This is a genomic window from Nioella ostreopsis, from assembly GCF_004000255.1.
Classification (GTDB): domain Bacteria; phylum Pseudomonadota; class Alphaproteobacteria; order Rhodobacterales; family Rhodobacteraceae; genus Nioella; species Nioella ostreopsis.
On sequence record NZ_RCIQ01000029.1, the window covers coordinates 16,820 to 43,491 of the forward strand.

Annotated in this window: 29 protein-coding genes; 9 read left to right on the forward strand and 20 right to left on the reverse strand. The window is 67.1% G+C overall.

What is annotated here, in order from left to right:
* Nucleotides 1-4: 4 nt before the first annotated feature.
* From EP237_RS20385 to EP237_RS20400, 4 genes are read right to left on the reverse strand one after another with little or no spacing between them, the layout of a single operon-like run.
* Complete coding sequence (locus tag EP237_RS20385) at nt 5-673, reverse strand: NnrU family protein (RefSeq protein WP_127562668.1); 669 nt, start codon at nt 671-673, stop codon at nt 5-7.
* Nucleotides 674-684: 11 nt separating this feature from the next.
* Entirely contained in the window at nt 685-1,890 is a 1,206-nt protein-coding gene (locus EP237_RS20390; RefSeq protein ID WP_127562669.1) for an NnrS family protein, read from the reverse strand.
* A complete protein-coding gene (locus tag EP237_RS20395) occupies nt 1,887-2,546 on the reverse strand; it encodes a 5-formyltetrahydrofolate cyclo-ligase (protein ID WP_127562670.1) in 660 nt (219 codons plus the stop codon). Before EP237_RS20395 ends, EP237_RS20390 begins: the two co-directional genes overlap by 4 nt.
* 32 nt (nt 2,547-2,578) lie before the next feature.
* Nucleotides 2,579-3,064 carry a hemerythrin domain-containing protein gene (locus tag EP237_RS20400; protein ID WP_127562671.1) on the reverse strand — a complete coding sequence of 162 codons (486 nt, stop codon included), beginning with the start codon at nt 3,062-3,064 and terminating at the stop codon, nt 2,579-2,581.
* Between the two features lie 107 nt (nt 3,065-3,171).
* Here EP237_RS20400 and EP237_RS20405 point away from each other — a divergent pair, with 107 nt between their 5' ends.
* A complete protein-coding gene (locus tag EP237_RS20405; protein ID WP_127562672.1) occupies nt 3,172-3,585 on the forward strand; it encodes an RrF2 family transcriptional regulator in 414 nt (137 codons plus the stop codon).
* On the opposite strand, the gene EP237_RS20410 is transcribed toward EP237_RS20405, so the two are convergent.
* The gene (locus EP237_RS20410; RefSeq protein WP_127562673.1) at nt 3,564-3,941 is read right to left on the reverse strand and encodes a hypothetical protein; all 378 of its coding nucleotides are present in this window, start codon (nt 3,939-3,941) and stop codon (nt 3,564-3,566) included. The two genes, EP237_RS20405 and EP237_RS20410, sit on opposite strands and share 22 nt — an antisense overlap.
* Entirely contained in the window at nt 3,925-4,548 is a 624-nt protein-coding gene (locus EP237_RS20415) for a TetR/AcrR family transcriptional regulator (protein WP_127562674.1), read from the reverse strand. The genes EP237_RS20410 and EP237_RS20415 overlap by 17 nt, the downstream gene beginning before the upstream one ends.
* A gap of 97 nt (nt 4,549-4,645) precedes the next feature.
* On the opposite strand from EP237_RS20415, the gene EP237_RS20420 reads away from it, so the two are divergent.
* From EP237_RS20420 to EP237_RS20430, 3 genes are read left to right on the forward strand one after another with little or no spacing between them, the layout of a single operon-like run.
* On the forward strand, nt 4,646-5,143 hold the full coding sequence (locus EP237_RS20420; RefSeq protein ID WP_164744785.1) for a cytochrome b: 498 nt from the start codon (nt 4,646-4,648) through the stop codon (nt 5,141-5,143).
* Nucleotides 5,144-5,147: 4 nt separating this feature from the next.
* Complete coding sequence (locus EP237_RS20425) at nt 5,148-6,446, forward strand: efflux RND transporter periplasmic adaptor subunit (RefSeq protein WP_127562676.1); 1,299 nt, start codon at nt 5,148-5,150, stop codon at nt 6,444-6,446.
* Complete coding sequence (locus tag EP237_RS20430) at nt 6,443-9,541, forward strand: efflux RND transporter permease subunit (protein ID WP_127562677.1); 3,099 nt, start codon at nt 6,443-6,445, stop codon at nt 9,539-9,541. Before EP237_RS20425 ends, EP237_RS20430 begins: the two co-directional genes overlap by 4 nt.
* A 350-nt stretch (nt 9,542-9,891) precedes the next feature.
* Here EP237_RS20430 and EP237_RS20435 read toward each other — a convergent pair whose 3' ends face one another.
* The 11 genes from EP237_RS20435 to trbB all read right to left on the reverse strand — a co-directional run bounded on the left by EP237_RS20435 (nt 9,892) and on the right by trbB (nt 19,492).
* Nucleotides 9,892-10,137, reverse strand: a complete 246-nt coding sequence (locus tag EP237_RS20435; RefSeq protein ID WP_127562678.1) for a DUF2274 domain-containing protein — start codon at nt 10,135-10,137, stop codon at nt 9,892-9,894.
* Nucleotide 10,138: 1 nt separating this feature from the next.
* Entirely contained in the window at nt 10,139-11,275 is a 1,137-nt protein-coding gene (locus EP237_RS20440; RefSeq protein ID WP_127562679.1) for a TraB/TrbI/VirB10 family type IV secretion system protein, read from the reverse strand.
* The gene (trbG, locus tag EP237_RS20445; RefSeq protein ID WP_127562680.1) at nt 11,272-12,246 is read right to left on the reverse strand and encodes a P-type conjugative transfer protein TrbG; all 975 of its coding nucleotides are present in this window, start codon (nt 12,244-12,246) and stop codon (nt 11,272-11,274) included. The genes EP237_RS20440 and trbG overlap by 4 nt, the downstream gene beginning before the upstream one ends.
* Nucleotides 12,243-12,932 (reverse strand): conjugal transfer protein TrbF, encoded by a 690-nt coding sequence (gene trbF, locus EP237_RS20450; RefSeq protein WP_127562681.1) that lies wholly within the window; start codon nt 12,930-12,932, stop codon nt 12,243-12,245. The genes trbG and trbF overlap by 4 nt, the downstream gene beginning before the upstream one ends.
* A complete protein-coding gene (gene trbL / locus EP237_RS20455; protein WP_127562682.1) occupies nt 12,929-14,278 on the reverse strand; it encodes a P-type conjugative transfer protein TrbL in 1,350 nt (449 codons plus the stop codon). Before trbL ends, trbF begins: the two co-directional genes overlap by 4 nt.
* Nucleotides 14,279-14,281: 3 nt before the next feature.
* Nucleotides 14,282-14,551: a putative entry exclusion protein TrbK-alt gene (trbK-alt, locus tag EP237_RS20460; RefSeq protein ID WP_127562697.1), complete on the reverse strand. Its 270-nt coding sequence runs from the start codon at nt 14,549-14,551 to the stop codon at nt 14,282-14,284.
* 11 nt (nt 14,552-14,562) lie between these two features.
* Nucleotides 14,563-15,351, reverse strand: coding sequence for a P-type conjugative transfer protein TrbJ (gene trbJ / locus EP237_RS20465; protein ID WP_127562683.1), 789 nt, complete (start codon nt 15,349-15,351; stop codon nt 14,563-14,565).
* Entirely contained in the window at nt 15,348-17,843 is a 2,496-nt protein-coding gene (gene trbE, locus EP237_RS20470; RefSeq protein WP_127562684.1) for a conjugal transfer protein TrbE, read from the reverse strand. The genes trbJ and trbE overlap by 4 nt, the downstream gene beginning before the upstream one ends.
* Before the next feature lie 9 nt (nt 17,844-17,852).
* Nucleotides 17,853-18,146, reverse strand: a complete 294-nt coding sequence (locus tag EP237_RS20475; RefSeq protein WP_127562685.1) for a VirB3 family type IV secretion system protein — start codon at nt 18,144-18,146, stop codon at nt 17,853-17,855.
* A 66-nt stretch (nt 18,147-18,212) separates the two neighbouring features.
* On the reverse strand, nt 18,213-18,545 hold the full coding sequence (locus EP237_RS20480; RefSeq protein ID WP_127562686.1) for a TrbC/VirB2 family type IV secretion system protein: 333 nt from the start codon (nt 18,543-18,545) through the stop codon (nt 18,213-18,215).
* Entirely contained in the window at nt 18,542-19,492 is a 951-nt protein-coding gene (gene trbB, locus EP237_RS20485; protein WP_476703638.1) for a P-type conjugative transfer ATPase TrbB, read from the reverse strand. Before trbB ends, EP237_RS20480 begins: the two co-directional genes overlap by 4 nt.
* Before the next feature lie 262 nt (nt 19,493-19,754).
* Here trbB and EP237_RS20490 point away from each other — a divergent pair, with 262 nt between their 5' ends.
* Nucleotides 19,755-20,168, forward strand: a complete 414-nt coding sequence (locus EP237_RS20490) for an MbcA/ParS/Xre antitoxin family protein (RefSeq protein WP_127562688.1) — start codon at nt 19,755-19,757, stop codon at nt 20,166-20,168.
* Entirely contained in the window at nt 20,165-20,854 is a 690-nt protein-coding gene (locus EP237_RS20495; RefSeq protein WP_206052333.1) for an RES family NAD+ phosphorylase, read from the forward strand. The genes EP237_RS20490 and EP237_RS20495 overlap by 4 nt, the downstream gene beginning before the upstream one ends.
* Before the next feature lie 152 nt (nt 20,855-21,006).
* On the opposite strand, the gene EP237_RS23300 is transcribed toward EP237_RS20495, so the two are convergent.
* Nucleotides 21,007-21,432, reverse strand: a complete 426-nt coding sequence (locus tag EP237_RS23300) for an HNH endonuclease (protein WP_276317015.1) — start codon at nt 21,430-21,432, stop codon at nt 21,007-21,009.
* Between EP237_RS23300 and EP237_RS20505 the strand changes: the two genes are divergently transcribed.
* Nucleotides 21,356-21,838 carry a DUF3427 domain-containing protein gene (locus EP237_RS20505; protein WP_127562691.1) on the forward strand — a complete coding sequence of 161 codons (483 nt, stop codon included), beginning with the start codon at nt 21,356-21,358 and terminating at the stop codon, nt 21,836-21,838. The two genes, EP237_RS23300 and EP237_RS20505, sit on opposite strands and share 77 nt — an antisense overlap.
* A gap of 32 nt (nt 21,839-21,870) precedes the next feature.
* Here EP237_RS20505 and EP237_RS20510 read toward each other — a convergent pair whose 3' ends face one another.
* The gene (locus EP237_RS20510) at nt 21,871-22,533 is read right to left on the reverse strand and encodes a DNA-binding protein (protein WP_127562692.1); all 663 of its coding nucleotides are present in this window, start codon (nt 22,531-22,533) and stop codon (nt 21,871-21,873) included.
* A 277-nt stretch (nt 22,534-22,810) separates the two neighbouring features.
* Complete coding sequence (locus tag EP237_RS20515; RefSeq protein WP_127562693.1) at nt 22,811-24,541, reverse strand: DUF927 domain-containing protein; 1,731 nt, start codon at nt 24,539-24,541, stop codon at nt 22,811-22,813.
* A gap of 441 nt (nt 24,542-24,982) precedes the next feature.
* Between EP237_RS20515 and EP237_RS20520 the strand changes: the two genes are divergently transcribed.
* Both EP237_RS20520 and EP237_RS23355 read left to right on the forward strand, forming a co-directional pair.
* On the forward strand, nt 24,983-25,987 hold the full coding sequence (locus tag EP237_RS20520; RefSeq protein WP_127562694.1) for a hypothetical protein: 1,005 nt from the start codon (nt 24,983-24,985) through the stop codon (nt 25,985-25,987).
* A gap of 479 nt (nt 25,988-26,466) precedes the next feature.
* Nucleotides 26,467-26,672: hypothetical protein (locus tag EP237_RS23355; RefSeq protein WP_206052334.1), on the forward strand; the 206-nt coding region annotated here is incomplete at its 3' end.

The window sequence follows — 26,672 nt, forward strand, 5'->3', positions numbered from 1 at the left end:
AACTTCATGCAAGTGGGTCGACGCCGAAAAGCCATGGGTGGAGCCACAGCAACGCAACATAAAGGCCAATTCCAATCGCAATTCGGGTCGCGAGACGTTGCCACGAGACAGGCAGGCAGAGGAACGGCCCGTCCAACACCCGATCACGCATCCGCTGCCACTCTGGCCCCATTTCGCGGCGCTTGCGCCGGTCGAACATGCGACCGCCGAGGAGCGCGAAGGCGGCGAAGGTTCCGAACAGGATCACATGGGCCAAGTCTCCGTTGGGCACGACATGGGCCGCCGCCCAAAGCGTCAGCGCCAGCAGCAGCGGGTGACGCGACAACCGGACGATGCCGGGCCGGGCCGGGTCGAACTGGTCGTTGCGCGAACCCCCGAAGGAAAACGGGTTGGGCCGGCCGATGGACAACGCAAGGATCAGGCAGACCGGCCCCATGACCACCAGTGGGACATGGGCCTGCCATGGCGCCCAGTCCCACAGGGCCACATGCGGTGCGCTGCCTGCCGCCCAGATCAACCAAGCCAGCACCGCGAACGACAGGGCGGAATAGGCCAGTGTGAAACCGGATGCTCCAAGCCGCGCCTGAAGCCAAGGCCGCAGTGGCGGTCGCACGGGCAAGGAATGCGACAAGAAGAACACGACATAGGCCAAGGCGAACTCGAACCATCCCATCGATGCGCGCCTCAGACCCGCTTGGCGGCGGGCAGGCGCAGCAAAAGCGCACCATAGACGACGGCAAAGCCCCCGAAGGCGACGATCCACGACAGCCCGGCCACCGTGTGCAACGGGCCGGAGAACTCGGGGAATACGCCGCCCGCGACCCGCGCAAAGACGGACAGGATCAGGGCCAGATAGATCGCGACCGTACCCGCCCCCGCACTCAGGTTCTGACCGGTATGGCCCAGCGTCGCGCGAGTCATCACAGCCAGCGTCATCAACCCGATCGCGCCTGCCATCCAGAAATGCTGCGCACCCGCCATCCCGAAGGACCCCGGAGCCAAGATTTCCGCGGCCAGTGCCAAGGCCCCCAACGGCACGAAGGCATAGGCCGCGTGCAGCACAGTCACCAGCGGTTCGACAAAGGTCCGGTGCCCGGCCCAACGGGCCAATCGCAGGGCATGCAACACGCCTGCCAGCGCAAGGGCCAGCCCGGTCAGCGTCCCGAGAGGCAGCGCAACCCACAGCAAAAGCGCCACTAGAAGAGCCGCGAGCGCCACCTTGTCGAAGGACTGCATCGGCGCCACGGGCAGGACGGCGCTGCGCCGTTTCACCAGCCAGTTGCGGGTGAAGGACGGCACTATGCGGCCGCCGATGACGGCGATCATCATGATGCCCGCCCCGAGGCCCAGCCGCAGGCCGTAACCTTGTGCGGCATACTCGCCCTGTGCCGCCTCCCAGTGGAAAAGTGCATTGCCGATGATGAAGCCCCCCAGCATCGCCAGCACGATCAGGTTACGCCAGTTCTTGCCCGCCACGATCTCCCGCGCGATCAGCAGCGCAAAAAAAACCGGAAACGCGAGATCCAACGCCGCCACCAGCGCGGGCGGCACGCCACCCGAGACGGCGACGGCCAGACGGCCCAAGAGCCACAGGCCCGCGAGCATCCCGAGACGCCAGCCGACGATCGGCAAGCGCCCCGTCCAGTTTGGCACCGCGGTCAGTAGGAACCCCGCGACGACGGCGCCCAGATAACCGAACAGGAATTCATGCGCGTGCCATGACACGGGGTCGAAAGCGGTGGGCAACGTCAGGTGCCCCGACAGCATCGGCACCCAAAGTGCCATCGCCAGCGCTGCCCAGACCGCCGCGCCGAAGAAGAACGGGCGGAACCCGAAGGTCAGGATCGCGGGTCCGGTCCAGGCGCGCATCTGTTCGGTTGTGGTGGTCATCTGTGTGTCCTTGAGTCCGGCCTTGTTGCTGCGACGCCGTCCTCGGTCAGGATCAGGTCGAGCGGGATGTCATGGGGTTGCGGAAAGATCGTCGGCAGGCGGGCGGCGTTCAGCGCGATGCCGATGGTGATGGGGCGTGGTGTCAACGCAGCCAGCGTCCGGTCGAAATAGCCCCCACCCCAGCCCAACCGATAACAGTCGTCGGTCCACCCCAGGCAGGGCGCGAGCGCGAAATCGGGCACCAGCATATCGGCATCGGGCGGGGGAACGGGGATGTTCCAGTCGCCGCGCACCAGTTTGGTCTCGGGTGTCCAGCGGCGAAACACCAGTGGCGCGGCGCGCGTCTCGACCACTGGCAAGGCGACGGTGACGCCCGCGCAGTGCAGATCGGTCAAGGTCGGGCGCAGGTCGGGTTCCTCCTTGATCGGCCAGTAGCCGGACAGGACGCATCCGCTTCCCACGCCACGCGTCGCAAGCACCCTCCCCAGATGCCCCGCGATTCTGTCCGAAACCTGCGCCCGTCCGGCCTGGCCCAGGCCCTTCCTTAGCCCGGCCAGCCGTACCCGTTCCGCCCGGCGCCAGCGCGCCACATCGCGCGCCTGCCCGGGATCAACGCCAAGCGGGTCGAAATACGCGAGATCGACCTCTCCAGCCATGCAAGGCGGCGAGGCATATGTCCCGCCATTGGTCATCTTGCCGGCTCAAACTGGGGGAAAAGCACGACGTTCTCCAGCGCAATGTGCTCGGCCAGTTCCTCAAGCAACGTCGCCGTGCCGCCATAGAGCGACCGCCACGAGCCACAGGCATGCTCTGGTGGTGTCAGATCACCTGTCAGCTTGCGGATCAGCGCGATGGTCTCGGCGTGATCGTCATGGTCGGCGCGCATGACCGCAATGGGGTGTTCGATGCCCGCACCGCCGCCCGCGCGCATGGCCGGGAACAGGATCGTCTCTTCCTTGGTCATGTGGTCTTCCATCTCGTGGGCAAGCGTGGCCAGGGCACGGGCAAGACTCTTTGGGGCGTCTGGATCATCGGCGTGAACCTGTTCGACGCGCTCGGCCAAGGGTACGAGCGAGGCCAGGTCCGCCCGGTGCATCTCGTGATAATTGGTCAGGATGTGGTCGATCAGGACGCCGGTTTCCTGCGGCACTGCGGCGGTGGCATTGTTGTGCATGGCGCATCCTTTCTGTGATGAATCGTCGGAACAAGTTGAATTGGTATTTGATTTACCGATTAGACCACAGTAATACGCATTGTAAATACCAAATCAGGAGCGCGACCATGCGCCTCACGTCCTTCACAGATTACGGGCTACGCGTGCTGATGCGCATGGCGGGCACCCCCGATCGCGCCTTCACAGCCGCCGACCTTGCCGCCGAGTTCCGTATCTCGCGCAACCATCTGGCAAAGGTGATTTCGGCGCTTGCCGCGGCAGGTCTTCTAGAGACCCGGCGCGGCGGCGGGGGCGGCGCGATGCTGGCCCGCGCGCCCAAGGACATCCGTTTGGGCGATGTGGTGGCGGTGCTCGAGGCCGATCAGGCGCTGGTGGAGTGCTTTGCCTCCGACACCAACACTTGCACCCTGACCCCGCACTGCCGGTTGAAGGCGCGGCTGGCCCATGCCGAGGCGGCCTTCGTGGCCGATCTCAACCGCAGCACCCTTGCCGATTGCGTCTACCGCCCGGAAAGCACCTGACGCGCCACCAGCGCGATGCCGCCCCATACCGTGCTGCGCAGGGCCATGGCGAAAACGGTGCGCATCTCGAAAGCTCCACCCTGCGCCACATGCAAACCGAACGCCGCGAAGACCAACAGCGTTGCGGCGAAGATCGCGAGAGACAGAGGATAGGCCCATCGCCGCCCCTGCCACAGGCCCAGGCCCGCGACGACATAGGCAAGTCCAGCCAGTGTGTTGAACCACAAGACGAACAGGACGACCGCCCCCATCTCGAGCGCACCAAGCAGCGTGGTGCCGCCCGAAACAACCGTCAAAAGGCCGAAGGCAATCGCAACTCCACCCGTGATGCGAAGCAATTTATCTTTTTTTCTCATCGAGAACGTCCTCCTCAGCGTTCAGCAGCACCAACTGCACGTCGAACAATCGCAACCCCTCTTGCGGGAGCGAAAAGCCCCGCGCGCCGAGCGTCCAGCGGATGGCGACACCCTGCACCAGCGATGTCAGCAGGATGGCGACATCCTCCGGGCTAACGTCGCGCTTCATGTCGCCCGCGGCCTGAAGATCACGGATCACGGCAACAAGGCGGCTCTGAAACGCGCCCAGAAGCCCCCGGAACACGTCGCGCAGGGCTTGATTGTCCACCTGCAACTCGCGCGAGAACAGGATCGACGGCAAGGCGGGCGTCTCGGAAATGGCTGATAACTGTGCGCAGATCAGCGCCCTCAAGCGCGCGTGTGGCCCGGCGGCCCCGGCCTCGGCTGCGGCCCAGGAGCCTTGAAGCCGGTTCGCGATATCCTCGGCCACCGCCAACCAGAGCGCGCCCTTGGTGGGAAAATGTCGGAAGATCGCCGGCTGACTGAGACCGATGGCGCGCGCGACATCCGTGGTGCTGAGCCGGTCGGGTCCGATCTCGTCGGCCAGTCGCAGCACCTCGGCCACGATCTGTGTCTTTCGCTCTTCCGCGCTCTGACGACCGGACATGCAGCCACCTCTTGTTAGTTATAACTCACTAACCTATACTACTGGCAACTGCAACCTCTATCCCGAGTCGCGCGCCCAGACCGAAAGGACCCCCGCCATGCCCGCCACAACCGCCCCGACCGGCTATTCCCGCCTGCAGATCGCGCTGCACTGGCTCGTCTTCGCGCTGATTGCGCAGCAATACCTTTTCAAGGACGCGATGTCGGCCGCTTGGGATCGCGTCACCGACGGGCTGGAGGCGGGGTTCGACCCGCTCGTGCTGGCCCATGTGGCGGGCGGCGCGCTGGTGGTGATCTTCGCGCTGTGGCGGCTGACGCTGCGCGCCCAGCGCGGCGTGCCTCCGGCGATCGAGGCCAACAAACTGCAGGGCATCCTCGCCAAGCTCACCCATGTCGGCCTATACGCGCTGATGATCCTGATGCCGCTCAGCGGCTCGGTCGCGTGGTTTGGCGGGGTCGAGACCGCGGCGCAAGGCCACAACGTTTTGAAGATTGCCCTGCTGGCGCTGATCGCGCTGCATGTCGTCGGCGCGCTCTACCACCAGTTCGTGCTGCGCGACGGCACGCTGGCGCGGATGCGCCGGGCGCAATGCTGATCCCATGAGACTCGCCCCTCTCCTCGCCCTGCCGCCCATTGCGCTCGGCATTGCCGCGGCGGTCTGGATGATCTCGTCGGCCCCCGGACCGGCCCAGATCGAGGGCAGCGGACCCGCCCTGCCGGTCCGCGTGATGACGGTCGCGGCAGCAGACCTACGCCCGACCGCCACGGCGTGGGGCAACCTGCGGGCGGCCGACACCTGGGTCGCCGTGGCCGAAGTGCAAGGCGAAGTGATCTGGCGCCACTCCAACCTGGAACCCGGCCGCCTGATCCCGGCGGGAACCGAGGTGCTGCGGATCGACCCTGCCGACTACGAGCTCGCGTTGGCGCAGTCGCAGGCCGACCTTGCAGCGCTGGACGCCGAAAGCGCGCAGCTGACCGCCGAGGCGGAAAACACGGACCGCATCCTCGAACTGGAACGCGCGAGATTGGCGCTGGCCGAGGCCGAACTGGCTCGCACGCGGACCCTGGCCCAACAGGGTACGGCCCCGCAATCGCGCGTCGATGAGGCCGAGCGTGCCACGCTTCTGGCCCGCCGCACGGTCGCGGAACTCGAAAATGCGATGGCTCTTATCCCGTCCCGCGAGGCACGGATCGCGGCACAGGTCGCGCGCAGCGAGGCCGCCATCGACCGCGCGCGCCGCGCGCTCGACCGCACAACCCTGACGACGCCGTTCGGCATGCGTGTGACCGAGGTAAATGCGGAGCTGTTTCAAACCGTCAGCCCCGGTCAGGTGGTGATCCGTGCCGACGGGATCGCAGCGGCCGAAGTCGTGGCCCATCTGCCAATCGGCAGCTTTCGCCGCCTGCTGGGAGATGCGCCTGAAGGCATCACCCTTGCCGACATGATGCGCGACCTGCCAGCCACGCAAATCGAGGTGACGCTCAGCCCGCTGTCGGACCCGACCCAAATCTGGACCGCCCGCGTTGTCCGGATCGAAGGCGCGCTGGATGCCCGTGCGCGCACCGTGCCGGTCGTCGTCAGGGTTGACGACCCCTATGAGGGCGCGGACCCGCCCCAGCGCCTACCGCTGGTGCCCAACATGCAGGTGCAGATTGCCTTTTCGGGCGCTTCTATGTCAGGCCTCATCGCAATCCCCGAAGCGGCACTGCATGGGGGCATGGTGCGTATCGCAAGCGCCGATAACAGGCTGGAGTTGCGGCCCGTCACCGCCGGTTTTGCACAAGACGGCTCGGTCATCATCACCGATGGGCTCGCCCCCGGCGACCGCGTGATGATCGACGACATCGCCCCGGCCATTCCCGGCATGACCCTGACCCCGGTCGAGGCCGCGCGATGATCCGCTGGTTCACCGGCCACCCGACGGCGGGCAACCTGCTGCTTTTGCTGTTCCTCGCCGCCGGGGCCTTTGCCGCGCCGGGTCTCTTGCGCGAAACCTTCCCGGATTTCCGCGCTGTCGAGGCCGAGATCACCGTGCCCTACCGGGGCGCTGCCGCCGAGGATGTCGAAGGCGCGATCTGCGCGCCGCTGTGGGACGGGGTGCAGGGTGTCGAGGGGCTGGAGACCTTCACCTGCACCGCGCAAACCGGCCGCGCCCGCGCCGTGGCGACCATGGCGCCGGGCAATGACGCGCTGCGTTTCGTGAATTCTCTGCGCACCGAGGTTTCGGCCATCGACAGCTTTCCTGACCGTGCCGATCCTGCGGTGGTGCGCGAGTTGCACCGCTCCGATCCGGTCACCTCGGTGGCTATCTCGGGAGATCTGCCGCTGGGCGAACTGGACCTTTATGCGGACGCCTTGTCGGACCGCCTGACCGCCCTGCCGGGTGTTGCTCGCGTGACGCGCGGGGGCCTCGGCGCCCGGACGCTGTCCATCACCGCGCCGCGCGCCGTGCTCGACAGCCACGGCCTGACACCTGCCACATTGGCCGCCGCCATCGCCGCGCAGAACATCGACCTGCCCGCAGGCACGCTCGAAGGGGCAGGCGCGGACCTGACCCTGCGTTTCACCGCCGAACGCGACACGGCGACGGCGCTGGCCATGATCCCCGTGCTGGTGCTGCCGAACGGCGCGACGCTGACGCTGGGCGACGTGGCGGTGATCGAGGAACGCTTCGAGCCGCCACAGGACCGCGCCTTTGTCGACGGGGTGCCCGCCCTCGTGCTTGACGTGGCCAAGGCGCTCGATGCCGACGCGCTGCGCGTGCTGGACGGCGTCGCGGCCTTGGTTGACGCGGAAACCGCCCGACTGCCGGGCGCCATCACCGTCGAGGTGGTGCAGGACGTGACCTCCATCATCCGTGACCGACTGGTGATGCTGGTGCAGAACGGGGTGATCGGGCTGGTGCTCGTCGTCGTGGTGATGAGCATGTTTTTCCGCCCCGGCTTTGCGATCTGGGCCGCGATGGGTCTGCCCGTGGCCTTTGCGGGGGCCTTTGTCTGGATGGCGCTGACCGGGCTCAGCCTGAACATGATGACACTGGTGGCGCTTCTGATGGCGATCGGGATCGTGATGGACGATTCCATCGTGATCGCGGATTCCATCGCTGTACACGCCGCCAAGGGCGCGACGGTGGAAACTGTGGCGGCAGGCGTCGCCGCCGTGGCACCCGGCGTGATCTCGTCCTTCCTGACGACGCTTGCCGTGTTCCTGCCTCTGGCCTTCCTCGCGGGCGAGTTGGGCGCGGTGCTCGAAGTCCTGCCGGTGGTCCTGCTGGCAGCCCTTGCCGCCTCGCTGATCGAGGCTTTTTTCATCCTGCCCCACCACCTGAAAGGCGGGATGAAGGACACTGCCCCCTCCCGCTTCCGCAAAGGCTTCGACGCGGGCTTTGACGCTTTTCGCGAAGGGGTCGGCGGTCTGGCCGATACCGCGATCAAGGCGCGCTGGCTGGTCGCAGGGCTGGCCATCGGTGCCTTGATCCTGACCGTCGGTGCGCTCGGTGGCGGCATGGTCAAGCGCGAAGCCATGCCCGAGATTGACGGCGACGTGCTCGAAGCGCGGCTGATGCTGCCTGCCGGCACCCCGCTGGCACGAACGGGCCAGGCCGTGGCACAGGTCGAGGCCGCGCTTGACCGCGTGAACGCCCGTATGACACCCGAACAGCCCGAGGCGCAACCGCTGGTTATTCGCCGCATCACCCGTCTGGGCCGTAACCTGTCGGCGGGCGAGACCGGCGCCCATGTTGCCACCGTCGCGGTGGACCTTCTGGGCGCCGAGACACGCACCAGCACGCTGGACGAGATCGTCACACTCTGGCGCGAAGAAATCGGCGCCCTGCCCGGCGTGAACTCACTGATCCTGACCGAGCCGGGCATCGGCCCGCAAGGCATCCCGGTCGAGTTGCGCCTGACCCACCCCGACCTCGCCTCGCTCGAGGCCGCGGGCCGCGCCACGCTGGCCGAACTCGAGACCTATGCCGGTGTGCGCAACGCGATCCTCGACCTGCGCCCCGGCGCGCCCGAATTGCGGCTGAGCCTGTCGCCGGGGGCCGAGGCGCTGGGGCTGACCGCAACGGATGTGGCAAGCCAACTTCGCGCGGCTTTCCTCGGCACGCAGCTTGCGGAAATCCGGCGCGGTGATCTGGCATGGGATCTTGAGGTGCGGCTGGCCGATGAGGACCGCACCACCCGCGCCGACCTGAGCCTTTTCGAAGTCGCCCTGCCCGGTGGCGGCACCGTGCCGCTCTCCAGCATCGCCACCATTGACGAGGCGCGCGGCTGGGGCACGATCACACGCCGCAATGGTCTGCGCACCCTGACCGTTTCGGCCGATGTGGACGGCCGCATCGGCAATGCCGACGCGATTACCGCACGGCTGGCCGAGGGCTTCCTGCCCGATCTGGCAGCCTCCACCCCCGGCCTTGGCTTCGAGATCGGCGGACAGGCCGCGAATTCCGCGGAAACCGTCGCCTCGATCCTGCGCGGGTTCCTCATCGGGCTGGTGGGCATCTACCTCGTGCTCAGCTTCCAGTTCCGCAGCTATGTCGAGCCGTTGATTGTGATGATCACCATCCCGCTGGCATTTCTGGGCGTGATCTGGGGCCATGTCCTGATGGGCTACAACATTTCCATGCCGTCTCTGGTGGGGGCGGCCTCGCTCGCGGGCATCGTGGTGAACAACGCGATCCTTTTGGTCGGCGTCATCAACGCCCGTCGCGCCGAGGGGCTGTCCGCCGCGCTGGCCGTAGGCGAGGCTGTGCGGTCGCGGTTCCGCCCGATCTTCGTCTCGGTCTCGACCACGATCATGGGCATGGCGCCACTGCTGCTGGAAACCTCGACCCAGGCCCAGACGCTCAAGCCTCTGGTCATTTCCGTGGTCTTCGGCCTGCTCGCCGCAACGGTTCTGATCCTGTTGGTGTTGCCTGCGTTCTATGCAGCACTCGAGGACGTGCGGCCAAGGAAACAGGGCCATCTTGCCGTTCCAGAGGGTCGCTGACACCGTCGCGCCTCCTCAAGAAACAAGAAGATTTGGAACTGGCGGAGACCGAAGCAAATTATCAAGCGGACGTTCATTCCGCTTCAATTTTCTGGCGAGTTGCGTCTGGTTGCAAGCTGGACAATTTGTGCGGATCGCGATCCCAAATAGCCTGTAACTGAACACACTTGGCTGGAAATTACGCGACGCACCATGACAGAGTGCGATCTAACAATGAACATATTTTGTACACGCCCTGACTTAAGTCATTAAAAGTAAATAAAGATTATTCAAATTGATCCCCAGACTGATGTTCCCGTCATGCCGGCGCGCCGTCTTGGTCCTGTTGGAAACGTGGAGCCTCTGATCAATTACTGTGCTTTGCTACTTCCGTTCTTGGAGAGCGAACGCCGAGCATTGGCAAATCCGCGGTCCGTCGCGATGAAACGTTCAAGCATGGGGGCAATCAGCTTGATCGGCTCTACCGGCCCCTGTCCGGCTTCCAGGCCGAGGATCTCGCCATAGGCGATGAGATCGCGATGCAGTTCTGCGGGCAGTTCCACGGTGAGTTTCACAGGCTTGTCGTCCGGAATCGGACCGAGTTTCAGCTTGGTCATGTCAGCCTCCGAATGGCACGAAGACGAGATCGCGCGTGACGATCACGCGGACGGGAAAGCCCGGGCGGATAGTGAGGGTCGGCTGGACCTCCAGCTGGCGTTGAACGATGCGCTGTCCGGCCTCGTTGATCGTGTCGAGAGCCCCATCGCGGAGGGCACGGGCGAGGCGGTCTTCCTCGTCGAGGGAAAGCTCCGCGCCGACGGCCAGTAGGGTTGAAAGCCCCGCGGCGCGCAGGATGCTGCCCCAGTGATTGTCGACACGGTCTTCGAGACCGGCATAGCCCGCAGCATCCGCCCCGGGCTGGCGTTCGAGCACGAGGGATCGACCATCGGGGAAGATCAGCCGCGTCCAGACCAGGAGCACGCGACGCTGGCCGACGGTGACGCTGTCGTCGTAGGCGCCGATCAAGCGGGTGCCCTGCGGGATCAGAAGAAGGCTGCCCGTCGGGCTGTCATAGACATTCTGGGTGACCTGCGCCGTGATCTGGCCCGGCAGGTCGGACCGGATCCCGGTGATCAGAGCGGCCGGAATGACCGAGCCGGCCTGCAGGAGGTAAGGAGACGCTGGCGGCTCGACGCGGTCGGGCGCGACAGTCCGGCGGTCCGTAGGCGCGGTCAGGAAGGTCTGACGTGGATCGGTTTCGGGAGTGGCAGCCAAACCGCTCCCCGGAGCCGCAGGCGGCATCTGGAACCCTGTGGACGCGGGCGCTCCGGGTCGCGTCTGGAAGAAGATATCGCTGACCCGGGCGGCCTCCATTTCCGCAATTCGTTGCTGCTCCACCGGATCCATGGTGGGGGAAGCGAGGCTCGGGGCAGCGACGGGTTGGCCGCGTTGCTGTGCATCGAGGATACCGCCGCCGAGGTCGCCCGGCAGGGGCGGTCCGAGGCGCGGGATCGCGTCATAGCTGCCCGGCAGATCGCGGAGGCCATCGGCGGGTTGACGGCGGTCCGTGGTGATCAGCTCCGCCGGCGCGGCTGTCCTGTCCGGGCGTTGCAGCCCGTAGATCAGCGCAGCACCGATGCCAAGGCCCGCGACGACAACAAGTCCGATGATCACCTTGCGGGAAATCCGCGTGACCCGGGGCGGATCGGCACGCAGGCGCATCGCGGCGGCGGTATCGGTCGAAGTCTCGCTCATGTCCCCCGCTCCGCATCGTGCCGCACCACGGTCGCCTCGGTCTGGGGCTCGATCCACAGAATGCGCACCACCTCCTGCCTTGGACCGCGTCCGAGGCGCAGCTCAGCTGCACCGAAGAGCCGGTCGACGATCAAGACATTGCCGTGGATCCGGGAGTTGACGATCTCGAGCTCGCCATCGGCTCCGAGCACGAAGAGCGGCGGCATCTCGCCCTGGGCGATGCCGCGCGGGAAGACCACATAGACCCGGCGCCCGTCGTCGAAGACCGAGACCGGCCGCCAGGGCGGGCTGTCGCCCTGTAACCCGTAGCGGTGGTTGCGGGCATGCGCGGGCGGGATGCGCGGCGTGGCCGGCGCGACGCGTGGGGCGTCGGGCGCGCGCGGATAAGCCCAGGAGATGGCGGGCATCCAGGTGTCTTCGCTAGCGTTGAGCTCGATCAGGTATGTGCGCCGGTCGGTCGAGATCACGAGGTTCGTGCGGATATCGGGCCGGGTGGGTTTCACGAGAACGAGGACGCGGGTGTCGCGGCCCACGCCGCTTTCCGTGTTGCCGATGATCCAGCGCGCGGTGTCGCCTGCGGCGATCGGCCCGGTGCCGGCAAGGCGTTCGCCGGGTTCGAGCGCGATGGTCGTGATCTGGCCCGGGGCGGCGTAGACCTGATAGAGCGCGCCCTCGGACCACGGATAGATCTGGATCGCGTTGAAATACCCCGCCTGCCGCGGCTCGACGCGCGCGGCGGCATTGGCATTGCCGACCTGCGCAACGGGTGTGGCGGCTACCGCCCCGCCCCGGCTTGGGGTCCAGGCGGGCGGGACATGGAGCGGGCGCGGGCGGTCGTCGGGTGCGCTCACGGGGGGTGACGGCAAGGGCGGCACCGCCTCGTCATAGGTGAAGTCAGGCGGGCGGTCGCTGGCGCAGCCTGCGAGGAGCGTGGAGGCCAGAAGAATGGTGGGCAGGATCGGTCGGGTCATTGGCTCATCTCCCGCGACCAGTTGATCGCGTTCACATAGATTCCGAGGGGGTTGGCGCGCAGACGGTCCGCCGTGCGCGGTGGGTCGATCACGAGGGTCAGGATCGCGGTCCAGCGTTCGGTGCGGGCGAGCTGGCCGTTCTCGTAGTGCCGCTCGGACCAGGCCACCCGGAAGCTGTCGGGCGAGGCGCGGATGACGCTCGAGACCTCGACCGAGACTTGATCCTCACCGACCCGTGTGAAGGGATCGTTGGCGCGGGCATGGTCGTTCAGCGCCAGCGCACCGCGGTCGGTGGTGAACTCATAGGCGCGAAGCCAGTTCTCCCGCACGACGATGGGATCGGCGGGCAGGCCCCGGACCTCTTCGATGAAGCGGGCGAGATGCCAGGCGATCTGCGGATCGCTCGGGCGATACCCCGCGCTGGCCGCCTCGACGGCGCGCGCCTCACCATGCCGGTCGATCTCGACGACGTAAGGAACCACGGTGCCGCGCGCCGATTGCCAGACAAGCGCCGTGGCAAAGCCGCCCGCCAGGAGCAGGCAGCCGAAGGCCATGAGACGCCAGTTCTTCGCCTGCACCCGGGCAGCGCCGATGCGCTCGTCCCAGACCTGGGCGGCCTTTTGGTAAGGGGTCTCGGGTTCCGGGGGCTTGCCGTAATGCGCGGCGGCGCGTTTGAAGAGGCTCATGGGCGGTCGCTTTCAGAGAGAGGGACGGAGGCGCCGGAGCCAGGACTGTCTCCGGCCCGCAGCGCATGGGTGGCGGCGGAGACGCCATGGCTCATGGTCTGGCTGCGGCGTATGGAGCGCGCCCAGGCCGGTGGGCTGCCCGCAGGGGCGGCCAAGGCGGATGACGCACTTGCAACGCTGCCCATGGATGAGGAGCCGCCGGTGGCGGCGAAGCCAGCGCGGGCACCCTCGGCATGGCTTGCCTTGACGGCCTCGGAGGCCGAGGCGGCAGCCCGGCGCAGAGGCGAAATCGCCGCCGAACCCCCTGCCCGCGCCATACCACCGAGTCCGGAAGCGACACCAGCTGCCGCGCTCTGGCCCATCGCTCCTAGACTGTAGGCGGTGGAGGCAGCACCCGTGGCCGCAGCGGCCCCGCGCGTGGCGGCTGCCCCGCCCGAGGCGAGCGCCCCGGCCCCGCGAGCGCCGAGCATGGCCGCGCCGCCGGCCGCGACGGTGGCGCCGCCAACGGCAAGCCCGGTGCCGACGGCAGAACCCGCGCCCAGTTGCGGCCCCCCTGAGACGAGGCCGGTGGCGATGCCGGGGCCGAAGATACCGAGACCTAGGAGCGAGAGCGCCGCCAGCACGATGGCCATGGCCTCGTCGATGGTGGGCGTCACGCCGCCGAAACCGGCGGTGAACTGACCGAAGAGGGTCGAGCCGATGCCGATGATCACCGCCAGCACCAGCACCTTGATGCCGGAGGAGACGACATTGCCCAGCACCCGTTCGGCCATGAAAGCGGTCTTGCCGAAGAGGCCGAAGGGGATCAGCACGAAGCCCGCAAGGGTCGTCAGCTTGAACTCGATCAGCGTCACGAAGAGCTGCACGGCGAGCAGGAAGAAGGCCAAGAGCACCAGCGCCCAGGCGAAGAGCAGGCAGGCAATCTGGATGAAGTTCTCGAAGAAGGCGACGAAGCCCATGAGATCGGCGGTCGATTCGAGCAGAGGCCGCCCAGCGTCGAGCCCGGTCTGGGCGACGCGGCCCGGGCGCAGGAGATCGGCAGGGGAGAAGCCGGTGCCGGAGGCGAGCAACCCCAGTCCCGCGAAACTGTCGAAGACGATGGCGGCGAGGCTGTGCCAGTTGGAGATGAGCCAGGCGAAGACGCCCACGAAGAGAGTCTTTTTCACGAGGCGGGCGATGATGTCGTCATCGGCCCCCCAGGCCCAGAAGAGGGCGGCAAGCGTCACGTCGATCACGATCAGCGTGCTGGCGATGAAGGCGACCTCGCCGCCCAGCAGCCCGAAGCCGCTGTCGATATAGGAGGTGAAGACCCCGAGAAAGCTGTCGATGACGCCGGTGCCGCCCATGGCTCACTCGCCCCCGGTCCGGTCGCGGTCCCGCCCGAGGAAGCGGTCGCGAGTCTCGGCCCAAACGGCGAGGCAGTCCGGATCGGAAGCCGCGGCCTCGCCCAGTTCCTGGCAGCGCCGCTGTTCGGCGCGCAAGGGATCGGTCTCCGGCATCAGGGGAGCCGGACGCACCGCCTGCCCCGCCTCGTCCCGGCCCATCTCCACCAATGCTGCAGTGATCGCGATGGCGACGATGACGATGGCAGCGATGCGCGCGAGGACCGATCCCTCCATGGGCCTGCCCCTCAATTGTTGAACATCCGGGCATTGCCGGGCTGGTAGCCCGCGCCCGGCGTGAGGAAGCGCTCGCGCTGGACCCGGCCCTGTTCGGCGGCGGCGGACCGTTCGGCCTCGACCAAGGCCGTGGAACGGCCATTGGCGGCCACGACCGCGATCAGGTCGGCGATCTGCTGGGATTGCAGCGCCAGAAGCTGGTTGCCCGCCTGGGTCGCCTGCAGGGCGCCCACGGCGGATTGGCTTTCGCCGACGAGGGTGGAGAGCTCGGCGCGCTGGCCGTCTAGATTGCCGACAACGCCCGCCTGCACGCGCAGCGCGTCCTGCAGCCCGCCAACGGTGTTTTCCCAGCGGGACCGGGCATCGGCCAGAAGCTGCGCCTCGGGCGCGGCCATGGGGATATTGGCGTAGTCCTGCTGGAAGACCTGGTCGATCTGCGCGACATCGAAGGCGATGTTCTGCGCTTGGGACAGGAGTTGCCGGGTGCGGTCCACGTTTTGCTGCAGCGCCTGCAGCGAGGAGTACGGCAGGCTCGCGAGGTTGCGGGCCTGGTTCATCAGCATCTGCGCTTCGTTCTGCAGCTGGGTGATCTGGTTGTTGATCTGCTCCAGCGCCCGGGCGGCCGAGAGGATGTTCTCGGCGTGATTGCGCGGGTCGTAGACGATGCGCCCACCCCCACCGAAGAAGAAGGCCTGGGCGGGTGTGACGAAGATCGGTGAAAGGCCGATGGGGGCTGCGAGCGCCAGGGCCAAGGCGGAGGCGCTGGCGAGACGGGACAGGCGATGGGCGGCGTGGGTCATGGGATGGTCTCCTCTGCGGGTTCGGGGGCTTGGGGGATCGGTGCATCGGTAGCTTCGGACACCGATGGGAGATTGGTGAGTTCCGGGATCAGCTCGGCAGCCCAGCCGACCCCGCGGGCCTCGAGCCAGGCCGCGAGGAAGCCGTCTCGACCGTGTTCGGCGTGGATGTCCGAGATCAGGGTCTGGTCGGACTTCGATGAGGCCGCGCAGAGCGCGAGGCCCACTTCCGAAAGGCCAAGTTCGAAGAGACGGTTGCCGCGCCGCGACTGGCAGTAGTAGTCCCGTTTCGGCGTGGCGCGGGCGAGAATCTCGATCTGCCGGTCATTGAGGCCGAAGCGGCGGTAGATCGCGGTGATCTGCGGCTCGATGGCCCGTTCGTTGGGGAGAAGCAGCCGGGTCGGACAGCTTTCGATGATCGCGGGCGCGATGACAGAGGCGTCGATATCCGAGAGCGACTGGGTCGCGAAGATCACCGAGGCGTTCTTCTTGCGCAGCGTCTTCAGCCATTCGCGGAGCTGGCCCGCGAAGCCCTCGTCATCGAGCGCCAGCCAGCCCTCGTCGATGATCAGCAGCGTCGGCCGCCCGTCGAGCCGGTCGCCGATTCGGTGGAAGAGATAGGAGAGCACCGCGGGGGCCGCGGCGGTGCCGACCAGCCCCTCGATCTCGAAGGCCTGGACCGAGGCCGCGCCGAGCTCCTCGGTCTCGGCATCGAGCAGGCGCCCATGCGCCCCGCCCAGGCAATAGGGCCGCAGGGCCTGTTTCAGATCGGTGGATTGCAGCAGGACCGCAAGACCGGTGATCGTGCGTTCGCCGACCGGGGCTGAGGCCAGCGAGGTCAGGGCGGACCAGAGATGCTCCTTCACCTCTGGCGTGATCGCGATGCCCTCGCAGGCGAGAATCGCACTGATCCAGCCCGCGGCCCAAGAACGCTCGGCGGGATCGTCGATGCACGCGAGCGGCTGCAGGAAGACCGTTGTTTCCGCGCCTTCGGTCAATTCGCCGCCCAGATCATGCCAGTCCCCGCCCATGGCGAGGGTGGCGGCGCGGATCGAGCCCCCGAAATCGAAGGCGAAGACCTGGGCTTGCGCGTAGCGGCGGAACTGCAGTGCCATGAGCGCGAGCAGCACGGATTTGCCGGCCCCGGTCGGCCCGACAACCAGCGTATGGCCGACATCGCCCACGTGGAGCGAGAGACGGAAGGGCGTCGCACCCTCGGTCTTGCCGTAAAGCAGCGGCGGGCCGTCGAAATGCGCATCCCGCTCCTCTCCGGCCCAGACGGCGGAGAGCGGGATCATATGGGCAAGGTTCAGGGTGGAGATCGGTGGCTGGCGGACATTGGCGTAAGCCTGCCCCGGCAGCGAGCCGAGCCAGGCGTCGACGGCATTGACTGTCTCGACCATGGCGGTGAAGTCCCGGCCCTGCAGGACCTTCTCGACGAGGCGCAGTTTCTCGTCGGCGCGGCGCGGGTCTTCGTCCCAGACGATGAGGGTCGCCGTGACATAGGCCTCGCCCGCGAGATCGGCACCGAGCTCCTGCAGGGCCATGTCGGCGTCGGCGGCCTTGTTGGCGGCGTCGGTGTCGACCAGCGCCGATTGCTCGTTGGTCATCACCTCCTTCAGGATCGCGGCGATGGATTTGCGCTTCGCGAACCATTGGCGGCGAATGCGCCCGACCATCCGCGCGGCCTCCATCTTGTCCATCAGGATCGCGCGGGTCGCCCAGCGATAGGGAAAGGCCAGCCGGTTGAGCTCGTCGAGGATCCCCGGCGTGGTGGCGGTCGGGAACCCCGAGAGGGTCAGGACGCGGAGATGGGTATCCCCCAACCGGGGTTCGAGCCCGCCGGTCAGCGGCTGATCGGCGAGGAGCGCGTCGAGATAGGCCGGGGTTTCCGGCACCCGGACGCGGTGGGGCTGCGTCGAGATCGTGGAATGCAGATAGGTCAGCGTTTCGCTGTCACCCATCCAGCGGCATTCGGGCATGATGCCGTCGAACAGCGCCAGCACCCGGTCGGTGCGGTCGATGAAGCCACGGAGCACCTCGCCCGCATCGATGCCGGTCTTGTCGCGGCCTTCGTAAAGCCAGGTCTCGGCCCGCGCGGCCTCCTCCGGCGGCGGCAGGTAGAGGAAGGTCAGGAAATATTCGGACTGGAAATGCGCCCCCTGCTCTGCAAACCCCGCGCGGCGCTCGGCATCGAGAAGCGCCGAGGCCGGATCGGGAAAGCGGCTGTCGGGATACTCGGCCGCCGCCACCCGCTGCGCCTCGACGAAGATCGCCCAGCCGGACCCGAGACGGCGGAAGGCGTTGTTGATGCGCCCCGCCACGGCCACGAGTTCCGCCGCGACCGCGCTGTCGAGATCGGGGCCGCGGAACCGCGCGGAGCGCTGCAGGCTGCCATCCTTGTTCAGCACCACGCCGGGCGCCACCAGCGCCGCCCAGGGCAGGTAATCCGCCAGCCGCGTTCCTTTCCGGCGATATTCCGCGAGGTTCATCATGGTTCTGCCTCAGACCTCGAAATGACCGGGAAGGCGCAGATGCCGACGCCCGACCTCGACGAAGAGCGGATCCCGCCGCGCGGCCCAGACCGCGACCAGGTGGCCGAAAAGACCTATGACGATTCCCGCAACCCAGAGCTGCAGCCCGAGCCCGATGGCCCCGGCCAGCGTCCCGTTCAGGATCGCGAAGGCCCGCGGCGCGCCGGCCAGCAGGATCGGCTCAGTCAGCGCCCGATGGACCGGGACAGTGAAGCCCGGCACGTCCACCAACTGCTCGAAGGCTGGCCATTCGCTACCGCTCATGGCGTTCCTCCCTCGCGGCTTTCCACTGGAAAGCCGCGTTCACTGTGGGTGAACCGGTCGTCACCATCAGATCAGCGCCCCGCCGCCGAAGCTGAAGAAGCTCAGGAAGAAGGAGCTCGCCGCGAAGGCGATGGAGATGCCGAAGACGATCTGGATCAGGCGGCGGAAGCCACCGGAGGTGTCGCCGAAGGCCAGCGTCAGGCCGGTGACGATGATGATGATCACCGCGATGATCTTGGCGACCGGCCCCTCAATGGACTCGAGGATCGATTGCAGCGGCGCCTCCCAGGGCATGGAGGACCCCGCCGCCCGGGCGGGTCCGGCCAGCATCAGGGTGACAGTGGCATAGGTGACGGCATGGGCAGTCTGTGCGCGCAGCCGGTGAAGGGATCGGGTCATGAAGGGTCTCCTGTGTCAGTGTCCATCCCGGTCGGCTGCGCCGCCGGGGTGATGCGGTAGTCACCGTCCGGTCCCAGCCCGTCGACGCGGGCGAGCTCGGCGAGGTGGCGGCTGGCCCCGCGGCCGGAGAGGACGGCGATGAGATCGATGGTTTCGGCGATGAGGGCGCGCGGCACCGTCACCACGGCCTCCTGGATGAGCTGTTCCATCCGGCGCAGGGCCCCCAGGGCCGAGCCCGCATGGATGGTGCCGATGCCGCCCGGATGGCCGGTGCCCCAGGCCTTCAGTAGGTCCAGCGCCTCCGCCCCCCGCACCTCGCCGATGGGAATGCGATCGGGGCGCAGACGCAGCGAGGAGCGGACGAGTTCGGAGAGCGAGGCGACGCCGTCCTTGGTGCGCAGGGCAACGAGGTTGGGTGCTGTGCATTGCAGCTCTCGCGTGTCCTCGATGATCACGACGCGGTCGGACGATCCGGCCACCTCGGCCAGGAGCGCATTGGTCAGCGTCGTCTTGCCGGTCGAGGTGCCACCCGCCACGAGGATATTGGCGCGCGCGGCGACGCCGTCGCGCAAAAGCGCCGCCTGGGTCTCGGTCATGATCCCGGACGCGACGTAGTCGGCGAGCGTGAAGACCGCGACGGCAGGCTTGCGGATCGCGAAACAGGGCGCGGTGACCACGGGCGGCAGGAGCCCTTCGAAGCGTTCCCCGGTCTCGGGCAGTTCGGCCGAGACGCGCGGGCGCACGGCGTGCACCTCGGCCCCGACATGATGTGCAACGAGCCGCACGATCCGCTCGCCATCGGCGGGCGAGAGCGTCGCGCCGGTATCGGAGAGCCCCTCGGACAGCCGGTCGATCCAGAGTCGCCCGTCGGGATTGAGCATGACCTCGACAATCGTCGGGTCTTCCAGAAACCCGGCGATGGCGGAGCCGAGCGCCGTGCGCAGCATCCGCGCGCCGCGCGCCATCGCTTCCGGTTTCCGAGCTGCCTCTGCCATTCTGTCCCCGTTCCGTGAGTGGCCCCCAACGGGCGGCCCTGGATCGGGTCCATCAAGAAAACCGGAAACCGGCTTGGCTCAACAGCCATTCAAGGGGCGTAGGGCTCTGGCGTGCAAAGACAGGATAATGGGCGGGAGGCGACCAAACCGGCACCGCACGGCCCATCTTGCCTTTTGGCACATATTCTCTATATTGATGCCACAGGAGATAATCATGCAGTTCGCCACGGTCCAGCCGGTCCTCGCCCGCACCGATCTTCCCGTGATCACCGACGAGGAGGCGGCGGCGCTGGCGCGCACCACCGTCAACCTGTTCCGCGCCTGGGAGCTGACGGATGCGGAAGCCCGCACCCTGCTGGGCGACATGGCACAACGTACCTGGGCGCGGTGGAAGACCGGTGATATCGGGCGGATCGACCGCGACTTGCGCGCGCGTATGGCGATCCTGATGGGGATCCACAAGGCGCTGCGCTATTTGTTCACCGACCCCGCACGGGGGTATGCCTGGATCCGCAAGGCGAACGCCGCCTTCGCAGGCCAGAGCGCGCTGGACGTCATGCTCCGGGGTGAGATCACTGATCTGATCGATCTGCGCGCCTATCTCGATGCCGAACGGGGCGCCTGGTGAATGTACCTGTCCGGCGCGTGACCTGGTCGCGCACGGTCCGCATCATCCGCACGATTCATCCGCCGATCGACCTTTTCGAGGACATCGCCGATCCGGCCGATTGGGAGGCGCTGGCCTCGGCGGAGGCCAAGTTCAACCCGCGCATCCGCGAGAGCATCGGCGATCTGTACAAGGTGCCCGTCGCCCGGCGCGTGACCGGCCCCGGCGCCAGCTGGTTGATGGCGCCCTTCGTGCATTGCTCGCCGCTCCGTCCGGGGCGGTTCTCGGATGGCAGCTTCGGCCTCTACTACGCGGGCGACCGCACCGAGGTGGCGATCGCCGAGACCATCCACCACCACGCCCGCTTCATGCGCGCCACGGAGGAGGCGCCGGGCTGGACCTCGCAGTTCCGCGAGCTGATCGGTTCGGTCGACACCGATCTCGACGACGTCACGGGCCACGCCGATTTGCTGGACCCCGACGACTACCGCCCCTCGCAACTCTTCGGGGCCGAGCGCCGTGCGGCTGGCTCGAACGGCATTACCTGGCCCAGCGTGCGCTTTCCCGAGGGCCAGTGCATCGCCATCTTCTGGCCCGACGTTGTCCCGATCCCGACCCAAGGGGCCCATTTTGCGTATCACTGGAACGGCACGGCAGTCGATTACGTGAAGCGGCTGGATAATGGGGAGGTGTTGCGAGTCTTGTGACGTTGGAAACCGAAGTCCGATGGGATGACCGTTCGACGCATACCGGACCTTCCAGAAATCCGGCGAAGGCCAAGACCTTGCGCAGAATTGGGTGCCCCCGCGCAAGCCCCTATGTTTTCTGAGTTCAGCAGAAATCTTTGTTGGCCTATTACTTAGCCGCCGTATCCTTTTTCGAACACTTCGCTGCGGTGCCATTCCAAGTGGGCACGGTGCTTGTCTGTCAGGCGAATTGGCGCCTGCCATCTCAATTCGGTAGCAGCCGTTTCACTCAGCTGAGTTGAAAACTGCGGGTGGCCGCCGTCATCGAACGTAACGAGGCCGCGGTCGAACGCGGCATCCCAGAGCGCCGACAGAAGCAAGCCGTTGTGCACGTCCAGTCGATCCTCGTCGCTTTCGCAATCCTTCCAAGGCTTGATGTGGGAGGCCCGCAGCAAGGCGTGGTCGGAAATGCCCGTCAGCGGGCAACTGCCCTGCCAGTAGGTGATCAGACGGTCGCGGAATATGCCCTGTCCAACGCGCTTCCTGCGGTGGAGTTCACCGCAGCCGGACCTGTGGCGCAGATACCAGCGCAAAGACATCCCGCCCCTCTTCGGCGCGCGGTTCAGCCCCGGAAACTGGAACGCGGGCATCGTCCGGCTGGACAACACCCTGATCCTGCTGACCACCCTGAAGAAGGGCGGGCTGACCGCGGGCAGCCATTACGAGGACCATTTCCTCGGCCCCGACCGGATGCAGTGGCAAAGCCAGACCCAGACCCGCCGCGACAGCCAGATCGGCCGCATGCTCTCGGGGGCAGACGATCAGGCGCGCGTTTACCTCTTCGTTCGGAACGGCAAGCTGCGCAACGGCAAGGCCGCCCCGTTCCTCTATTGCGGTCGGCCGGTGTTCGAGGGCTGGGAGGGCGAGGGTCCGATCACGGTCACCTGGCGGCTGCCGGTCTCGGTGCCGGAACACCTGCGCCTGGGGTTGGGGATCGCGGCGTGAGGAGGAACGCGAACGGCCCGACGACGCCGAGGTCACGACGCCCCGTTGGGAGGAACCGGGCCGGATCCGGCCGGGCCACCCTCGGCGGTCGCGGGTGGCTTCATCTCGGCTTTGACGTCGTGCAGGATTTGCACGAGGCGCTGCTCCGCCCGGTCAGCACGCTCTTCAGCCTTAGCGGCGGCCGCCTCAAGGAACGCGCATTTCTCCCGGAGGCCATCAACAGTTGCCCGGACCGTGATCAGATCAGCGGAGATGCGTTCCCGTTCTCCCTCGAGATCCTTGATCAGGGCCAACTGCGCATCGCGCTGGCTGATCGCATCGTCACGCTCAGCCTCAACCTTGCCGAGGTGCGCGACCAGTTCGCTCTGCTGCTGGTCGGCTTCCAGCCGGAGGTCCCGCATCTCGCGGCGCAGCGCATCCGTCGCGGTCTGCGCCTCTTCGGTCGCGTCACGCCAGATCCGTGTCGCCAGATCGCGCACCTGCTCCATGACGGTTTCGGGAACCTCGACCTCCTCGCGCGTCACGCGCTCCTTCTGATCCTTGCGCCAGGCCCTGAGCAGCGGCACGAGGGTCGACATGGAGCCGCCGCCGACCAGATCGAGGACGGCCGAATTGGTCACTGGCCTGCCTTGTGCGAGGAGTTCGGTGGCTGCACGCGCGACGGCGTCAGGCGTGATAATGGGGGCGCGGGGCATGAGATCACCTATTTCAAGTGTAGTGTATCATACGTAGTGTATGTAGCGCAGATTTCAACGCCGTGCTCCGCGCTTGCGGAAGGGTTCCACTGCGCCTCCCTCGGCTGGACCGATCAGTGTGCACTACCCGCGCACGCGTACGCGCGGCTGCGTCAGGCCAGCTTGGGCGCCATAGGCGAGGCTGGGCGCCGACCTCAGCGCTGATGAGCGAACCCGACCGCGAGGGTGACCAGCGCCGATCCGGCCCGCCAGAGCCGGTGCGGCCGGTCCTTGGCCCCTATTCCGGATCAGGGAGGGCGGCAGCATAGCGCAAGATCGCGGCGCGCGGGATCTTGTAGGCCCGCGGTCGACCGACGACCTTGGACGGAAGGCGCCACTGGTTTCCACGCTCGGCCTGATGCTGGAGAAGCTTGCGCGACAAAAGAAGATCGATCAGCCGGTCAATACTGGATCCCCCTGCGGCCGCAACACGCGTCATGGTGGCGACACTGAGGTAGACCGCCTCGGCGTCCTGCCAGCCGACCTCGCTGAACGGCACTACCGGATCGACCGTCTCGAGCGGGGTGAGCACGTCGCTTTGCAGGATCTCCCGGATCGCGGTCGCGGCACGCCCGAGAAGCTGACGGTCGGCCGCCGACATGACGCCCCGGTTCCGGGCCACCCAGTCCGCAAAAAGGCGCCGGAACAACGCCGTGGACCGGTCGAGACCCGGGACCAACCGCTGCAACTCGAGAACGGCAGCCGCGCCATGCAGCGCCCCGAAGACGCGCGAGATCCGGTCGGTCTCGGTATCGATGGGACCCACATCCGCCCCGGTCAAGGTTTTCAGAACGTCCTCGACCCGGATTGTCAGGAAGACGCCCTTTTCGCCAAGACGCCAGTCGATCGCGGACCGGACCGCCAGCGGACCGAACACGCCGGCCCCAGTTGCAGCGGCGGCGGCGATCGCGTCGGCAGCCTCCGCATCCCAGGCGCGCGCGTCGATGTCGATCACGGCGCGCAGGTCCTGCTGCCCGGGCGTCCGCGCTTCCTGCGGTTGGATCGGAGCCTGGCCGGTGGAGAGGATGACCACCCGCCGGGGCCCACTGGCATCCATCGCGGCCATGGCCTCCGCGACGGCCGAGATTTTGCGGTGATAGCGCTGCTCGTAGCCCGCCAACACGACCAGCCCGTCCCCCGCTGCCGCGATCGCCGCGAGGATCCGGTCAGGAGCGTCAGCCCAGCTGAGGCTGACCTGGGCAGGCGGCCCCCAGACCCCGGCGGCAACCGTCCGGCTGATCCGCCCCGCCGCCTCATTGCCGTGCAGATGCAGTAGGAAAGACGGATCCCCCCGAACCGGCAGGACCACCGGCGCAAAGGACGCCGCAAGCCCCAGCATGACCGCCTCGGCAGCGCCCCGCGCGCGAACCCCAGCCCACCATGACGCGGCGGCCTCTGCGCGCCCGGCAGACGCGACAGAGGCCGCTGTCACGCGCGGCTGGCCGCTGAAGAGGATCTCTCGCGCCACGCCCGTCCCTGTAATGACCTCCCCAGACGGGCAGACGAAGGCATCGAACCGGTCACCGACCCAGCCCGTGACCTCGACCGCTTCGCCGATGCGGTCCACCGGCATCGCCAGAAGGAAGTCGCACACATCCCGCGGCCGCCCCCGCAGCTCATAGCCCCGGTCCACCAGGGTCGAGACGACGCGGGCCGGGGCGCTGAGAAGGTCGCGGATCGGCACGACCGTGCCATGCCACTGGCCGTCTTTCGACCGGAAGAGGATTTCCGCACACCAGCCTGACCCGGACGCCGTGCGGGCCTGGGTACGGACCAGGGCCGCACCGCAGATCGGTCGCGCCCGGCCCGAAGTTCTGACCCGCCGGATCAGCTCACCGTCGAAGTCATAGCCATCCGGCATCCGGTCATGGAGCTCTTGCAGGAGCGGATCACCGGCATCATCGCCCAGGTTCAGCGGCTCCCCGCCCGCCTGAGCCGGGGCTGCGTTCTCGGGATCATCATCGGGCATGGCACGCTCCTCCGTCAGGCATCACCCGGATCACCGAAGCGAAGTGAACCCATGCTGACCGCACGTTTCACGTCATATAACAATGGGTTCCGGACAAACAACAGCCTGACACCAGGCACACTCTATATCCTGCGAGCCGACTGCCGGGCCACCCGTCCCAGCCCACCCAACAAAAGCTGGGCACCGAACGGGAGTTCTGACAAAGATCCGCGCCCAGCATCCACCATTTTGTCCGCTATTATCTCTTTTTATATCAGTGACTAATGTTGAAATCTGATTTTTTACGTAATGCCATAAATATTTTTTGCGATAAGCCTTGACGCTGGACTCTGCCTTCCCCACCTCTCACATGTGGACGGCGGCGCCCGATGAGCGGGCGAGAACAGAGATCCTACCCTCTGCCCCGCCCTGACCACGCCGAGTCTTTATGGGAGACCCAACATGGCTCAGAAGAACGTACCCCCGTCGGCTTCCGTTTTCAATTCCGCGCAGCCCCTCACCTCCCCGCTGGCCCTCGCCGAGGCGATGATCACTGCGCTCGCGGACCTCGCGGCTGCCAAGCGCGGCCTTGGCGCCAATCCGGGCTCCGACCCGGCCCTCGCGGCCTCGCGCGCCGCAGTCGATGGCGCCCGCGCCCGTGTGCTGACGCAGTGCGACAGCCTCGCGGCCCTGCCGGCCATGGACCTGATGACGCACTGCGCCCAGAAGATCGCGATGCTCGTGCGCAAGGTGGTGCGCTCGGATGACGCGGAAGACGTCGCGCGGACCCGCATGATGATCTGCGCAGCACCCTGGGCCTGGCAGGTGCCTCTCCATGTCGAGGGCGCCGCACCGTGCAACGCGATGCTTGAGGCCGTGCTGCGGGCCCTCTTCGCCTACATCGATGGGATCACCCCGCAGGATCCGCCTCCGGCCGCCCCGGCCAAGGCCTGCAGCGCCACGCCGTGGTCGGAAGGGCACGCCATCCCGGCCGCGAGGATTCACACCGCCGTGAGCTTCGCTTTCGCGGGGCTTCTGCGCGGTGTGGACGGCTGTGTCGCTGCTGAGAGGCGCCTTCAGCGCAACGTCGTTCCGGACGTCCTTTCCCCCGCCTTCGCGGACGACCTGCACGCGGCCGAGGTCGCGCGGGATGCGCTCTTTTCCTGCCTTGATGCGGTGATCAGCGCACCGGAACAGCGGCCGTCCGACCGCGCCCTGCGGTTGCTGGCCCGTGGTCTCCATACCTTGCTCTCGGTCGAGGACGATGGGGACCGCGCCTACCTGCACGCAGTGCTGGCCGAGAATGTCGACCTGCTGCTCATCCCGGACCGGCGCCCTGAGGCGCGGCGCGTCCGGGCGCTTCAGCTTCATTTCTTCCGCAGCGTGGCCGCGCTGCTGGCGATGGGCGATTACCCCGGTCCGGACCACGATGACGACGGGGATGACGCGCCCGAGTGCGTCGCCTGAGCAAGAGCACAGATCTCGGAGAGCGGAGGGGGCGCGGCCCCCTCCGAATTCGTCAGCCGTCTAGGTGTGAGCTTTCAACAGGTTGTCCATTCGATCCTGACCGAGTTGGTTGGAGTTACCAAGCTTCAACACTGTTCGGAGGGATCGAATGAACGTGCATCAGAATGCCAGACTGATGAACCGGGCGCGCGCGGTCAGACGACCGGCAGTTGGACCTCTTCAGGCGGGCCTGAGCCGATCCGGAGCCCACGCCGCCCCCCGGTTGTCCACATCTATATTAGGCTCCGGCGCAATCCGTGCGCGACGTTTGGCATCAGGATGAGTAACCTGTTCATGCGGACCGAGTGGTTTGTGGGGGCAGAAGCCCCGCGGATCTTGATCTCGATGGCGCCCAAGAATTCGGCACCGGAGAGGCGGGATGATGATGGNATCTCGATGGCGCCCAAGAATTCGGCACCGGAGAGGCGGGATGATGATGGATGACACGGAAGGGAGCTGCGCGCTCGCAGCATGATCCGGGCGCGGCCCGGTCCGAGGAGACGGAAGACGGGACCGGGCGCGTGTCGCACCCCTCTCGGAAGACGAAGGCCCTTGGGGCCGCAACGATCGGGCCCGACCAGGGGCCTGTGCATGATGCGTCGGGAATGGGAGCACCCCTGACCCCTCCGCACCCGGCGCTGGTGGA

Coding starts and splice junctions, on each gene's coding strand:
- EP237_RS20385 (WP_127562668.1), bottom strand. CDS start 673: ATGGGATGGTTCGAGTTCGCCTTGGCCTATGTCGTGTTCTTCTTGTCG.
- EP237_RS20390 (WP_127562669.1), bottom strand. CDS start 1,890: ATGACCACCACAACCGAACAGATGCGCGCCTGGACCGGACCCGCGATC.
- EP237_RS20395 (WP_127562670.1), bottom strand. CDS start 2,546: ATGGCTGGAGAGGTCGATCTCGCGTATTTCGACCCGCTTGGCGTTGAT.
- EP237_RS20400 (WP_127562671.1), bottom strand. CDS start 3,064: ATGCACAACAATGCCACCGCCGCAGTGCCGCAGGAAACCGGCGTCCTG.
- EP237_RS20405 (WP_127562672.1), top strand. CDS start 3,172: ATGCGCCTCACGTCCTTCACAGATTACGGGCTACGCGTGCTGATGCGC.
- EP237_RS20410 (WP_127562673.1), bottom strand. CDS start 3,941: ATGAGAAAAAAAGATAAATTGCTTCGCATCACGGGTGGAGTTGCGATT.
- EP237_RS20415 (WP_127562674.1), bottom strand. CDS start 4,548: ATGTCCGGTCGTCAGAGCGCGGAAGAGCGAAAGACACAGATCGTGGCC.
- EP237_RS20420 (WP_164744785.1), top strand. CDS start 4,646: ATGCCCGCCACAACCGCCCCGACCGGCTATTCCCGCCTGCAGATCGCG.
- EP237_RS20425 (WP_127562676.1), top strand. CDS start 5,148: ATGAGACTCGCCCCTCTCCTCGCCCTGCCGCCCATTGCGCTCGGCATT.
- EP237_RS20430 (WP_127562677.1), top strand. CDS start 6,443: ATGATCCGCTGGTTCACCGGCCACCCGACGGCGGGCAACCTGCTGCTT.
- EP237_RS20435 (WP_127562678.1), bottom strand. CDS start 10,137: ATGACCAAGCTGAAACTCGGTCCGATTCCGGACGACAAGCCTGTGAAA.
- EP237_RS20440 (WP_127562679.1), bottom strand. CDS start 11,275: ATGAGCGAGACTTCGACCGATACCGCCGCCGCGATGCGCCTGCGTGCC.
- trbG (WP_127562680.1), bottom strand. CDS start 12,246: ATGACCCGACCGATCCTGCCCACCATTCTTCTGGCCTCCACGCTCCTC.
- trbF (WP_127562681.1), bottom strand. CDS start 12,932: ATGAGCCTCTTCAAACGCGCCGCCGCGCATTACGGCAAGCCCCCGGAA.
- trbL (WP_127562682.1), bottom strand. CDS start 14,278: ATGGGCGGCACCGGCGTCATCGACAGCTTTCTCGGGGTCTTCACCTCC.
- trbK-alt (WP_127562697.1), bottom strand. CDS start 14,551: ATGGAGGGATCGGTCCTCGCGCGCATCGCTGCCATCGTCATCGTCGCC.
- trbJ (WP_127562683.1), bottom strand. CDS start 15,351: ATGACCCACGCCGCCCATCGCCTGTCCCGTCTCGCCAGCGCCTCCGCC.
- trbE (WP_127562684.1), bottom strand. CDS start 17,843: ATGATGAACCTCGCGGAATATCGCCGGAAAGGAACGCGGCTGGCGGAT.
- EP237_RS20475 (WP_127562685.1), bottom strand. CDS start 18,146: ATGAGCGGTAGCGAATGGCCAGCCTTCGAGCAGTTGGTGGACGTGCCG.
- EP237_RS20480 (WP_127562686.1), bottom strand. CDS start 18,545: ATGACCCGATCCCTTCACCGGCTGCGCGCACAGACTGCCCATGCCGTC.
- trbB (WP_476703638.1), bottom strand. CDS start 19,492: ATGCTGCGCACGGCGCTCGGCTCCGCCATCGCCGGGTTTCTGGAAGAC.
- EP237_RS20490 (WP_127562688.1), top strand. CDS start 19,755: ATGCAGTTCGCCACGGTCCAGCCGGTCCTCGCCCGCACCGATCTTCCC.
- EP237_RS20505 (WP_127562691.1), top strand. CDS start 21,356: ATGCCCTGTCCAACGCGCTTCCTGCGGTGGAGTTCACCGCAGCCGGAC.
- EP237_RS23300 (WP_276317015.1), bottom strand. CDS start 21,432: ATGTCTTTGCGCTGGTATCTGCGCCACAGGTCCGGCTGCGGTGAACTC.
- EP237_RS20510 (WP_127562692.1), bottom strand. CDS start 22,533: ATGCCCCGCGCCCCCATTATCACGCCTGACGCCGTCGCGCGTGCAGCC.
- EP237_RS20515 (WP_127562693.1), bottom strand. CDS start 24,541: ATGCCCGATGATGATCCCGAGAACGCAGCCCCGGCTCAGGCGGGCGGG.
- EP237_RS20520 (WP_127562694.1), top strand. CDS start 24,983: ATGGCTCAGAAGAACGTACCCCCGTCGGCTTCCGTTTTCAATTCCGCG.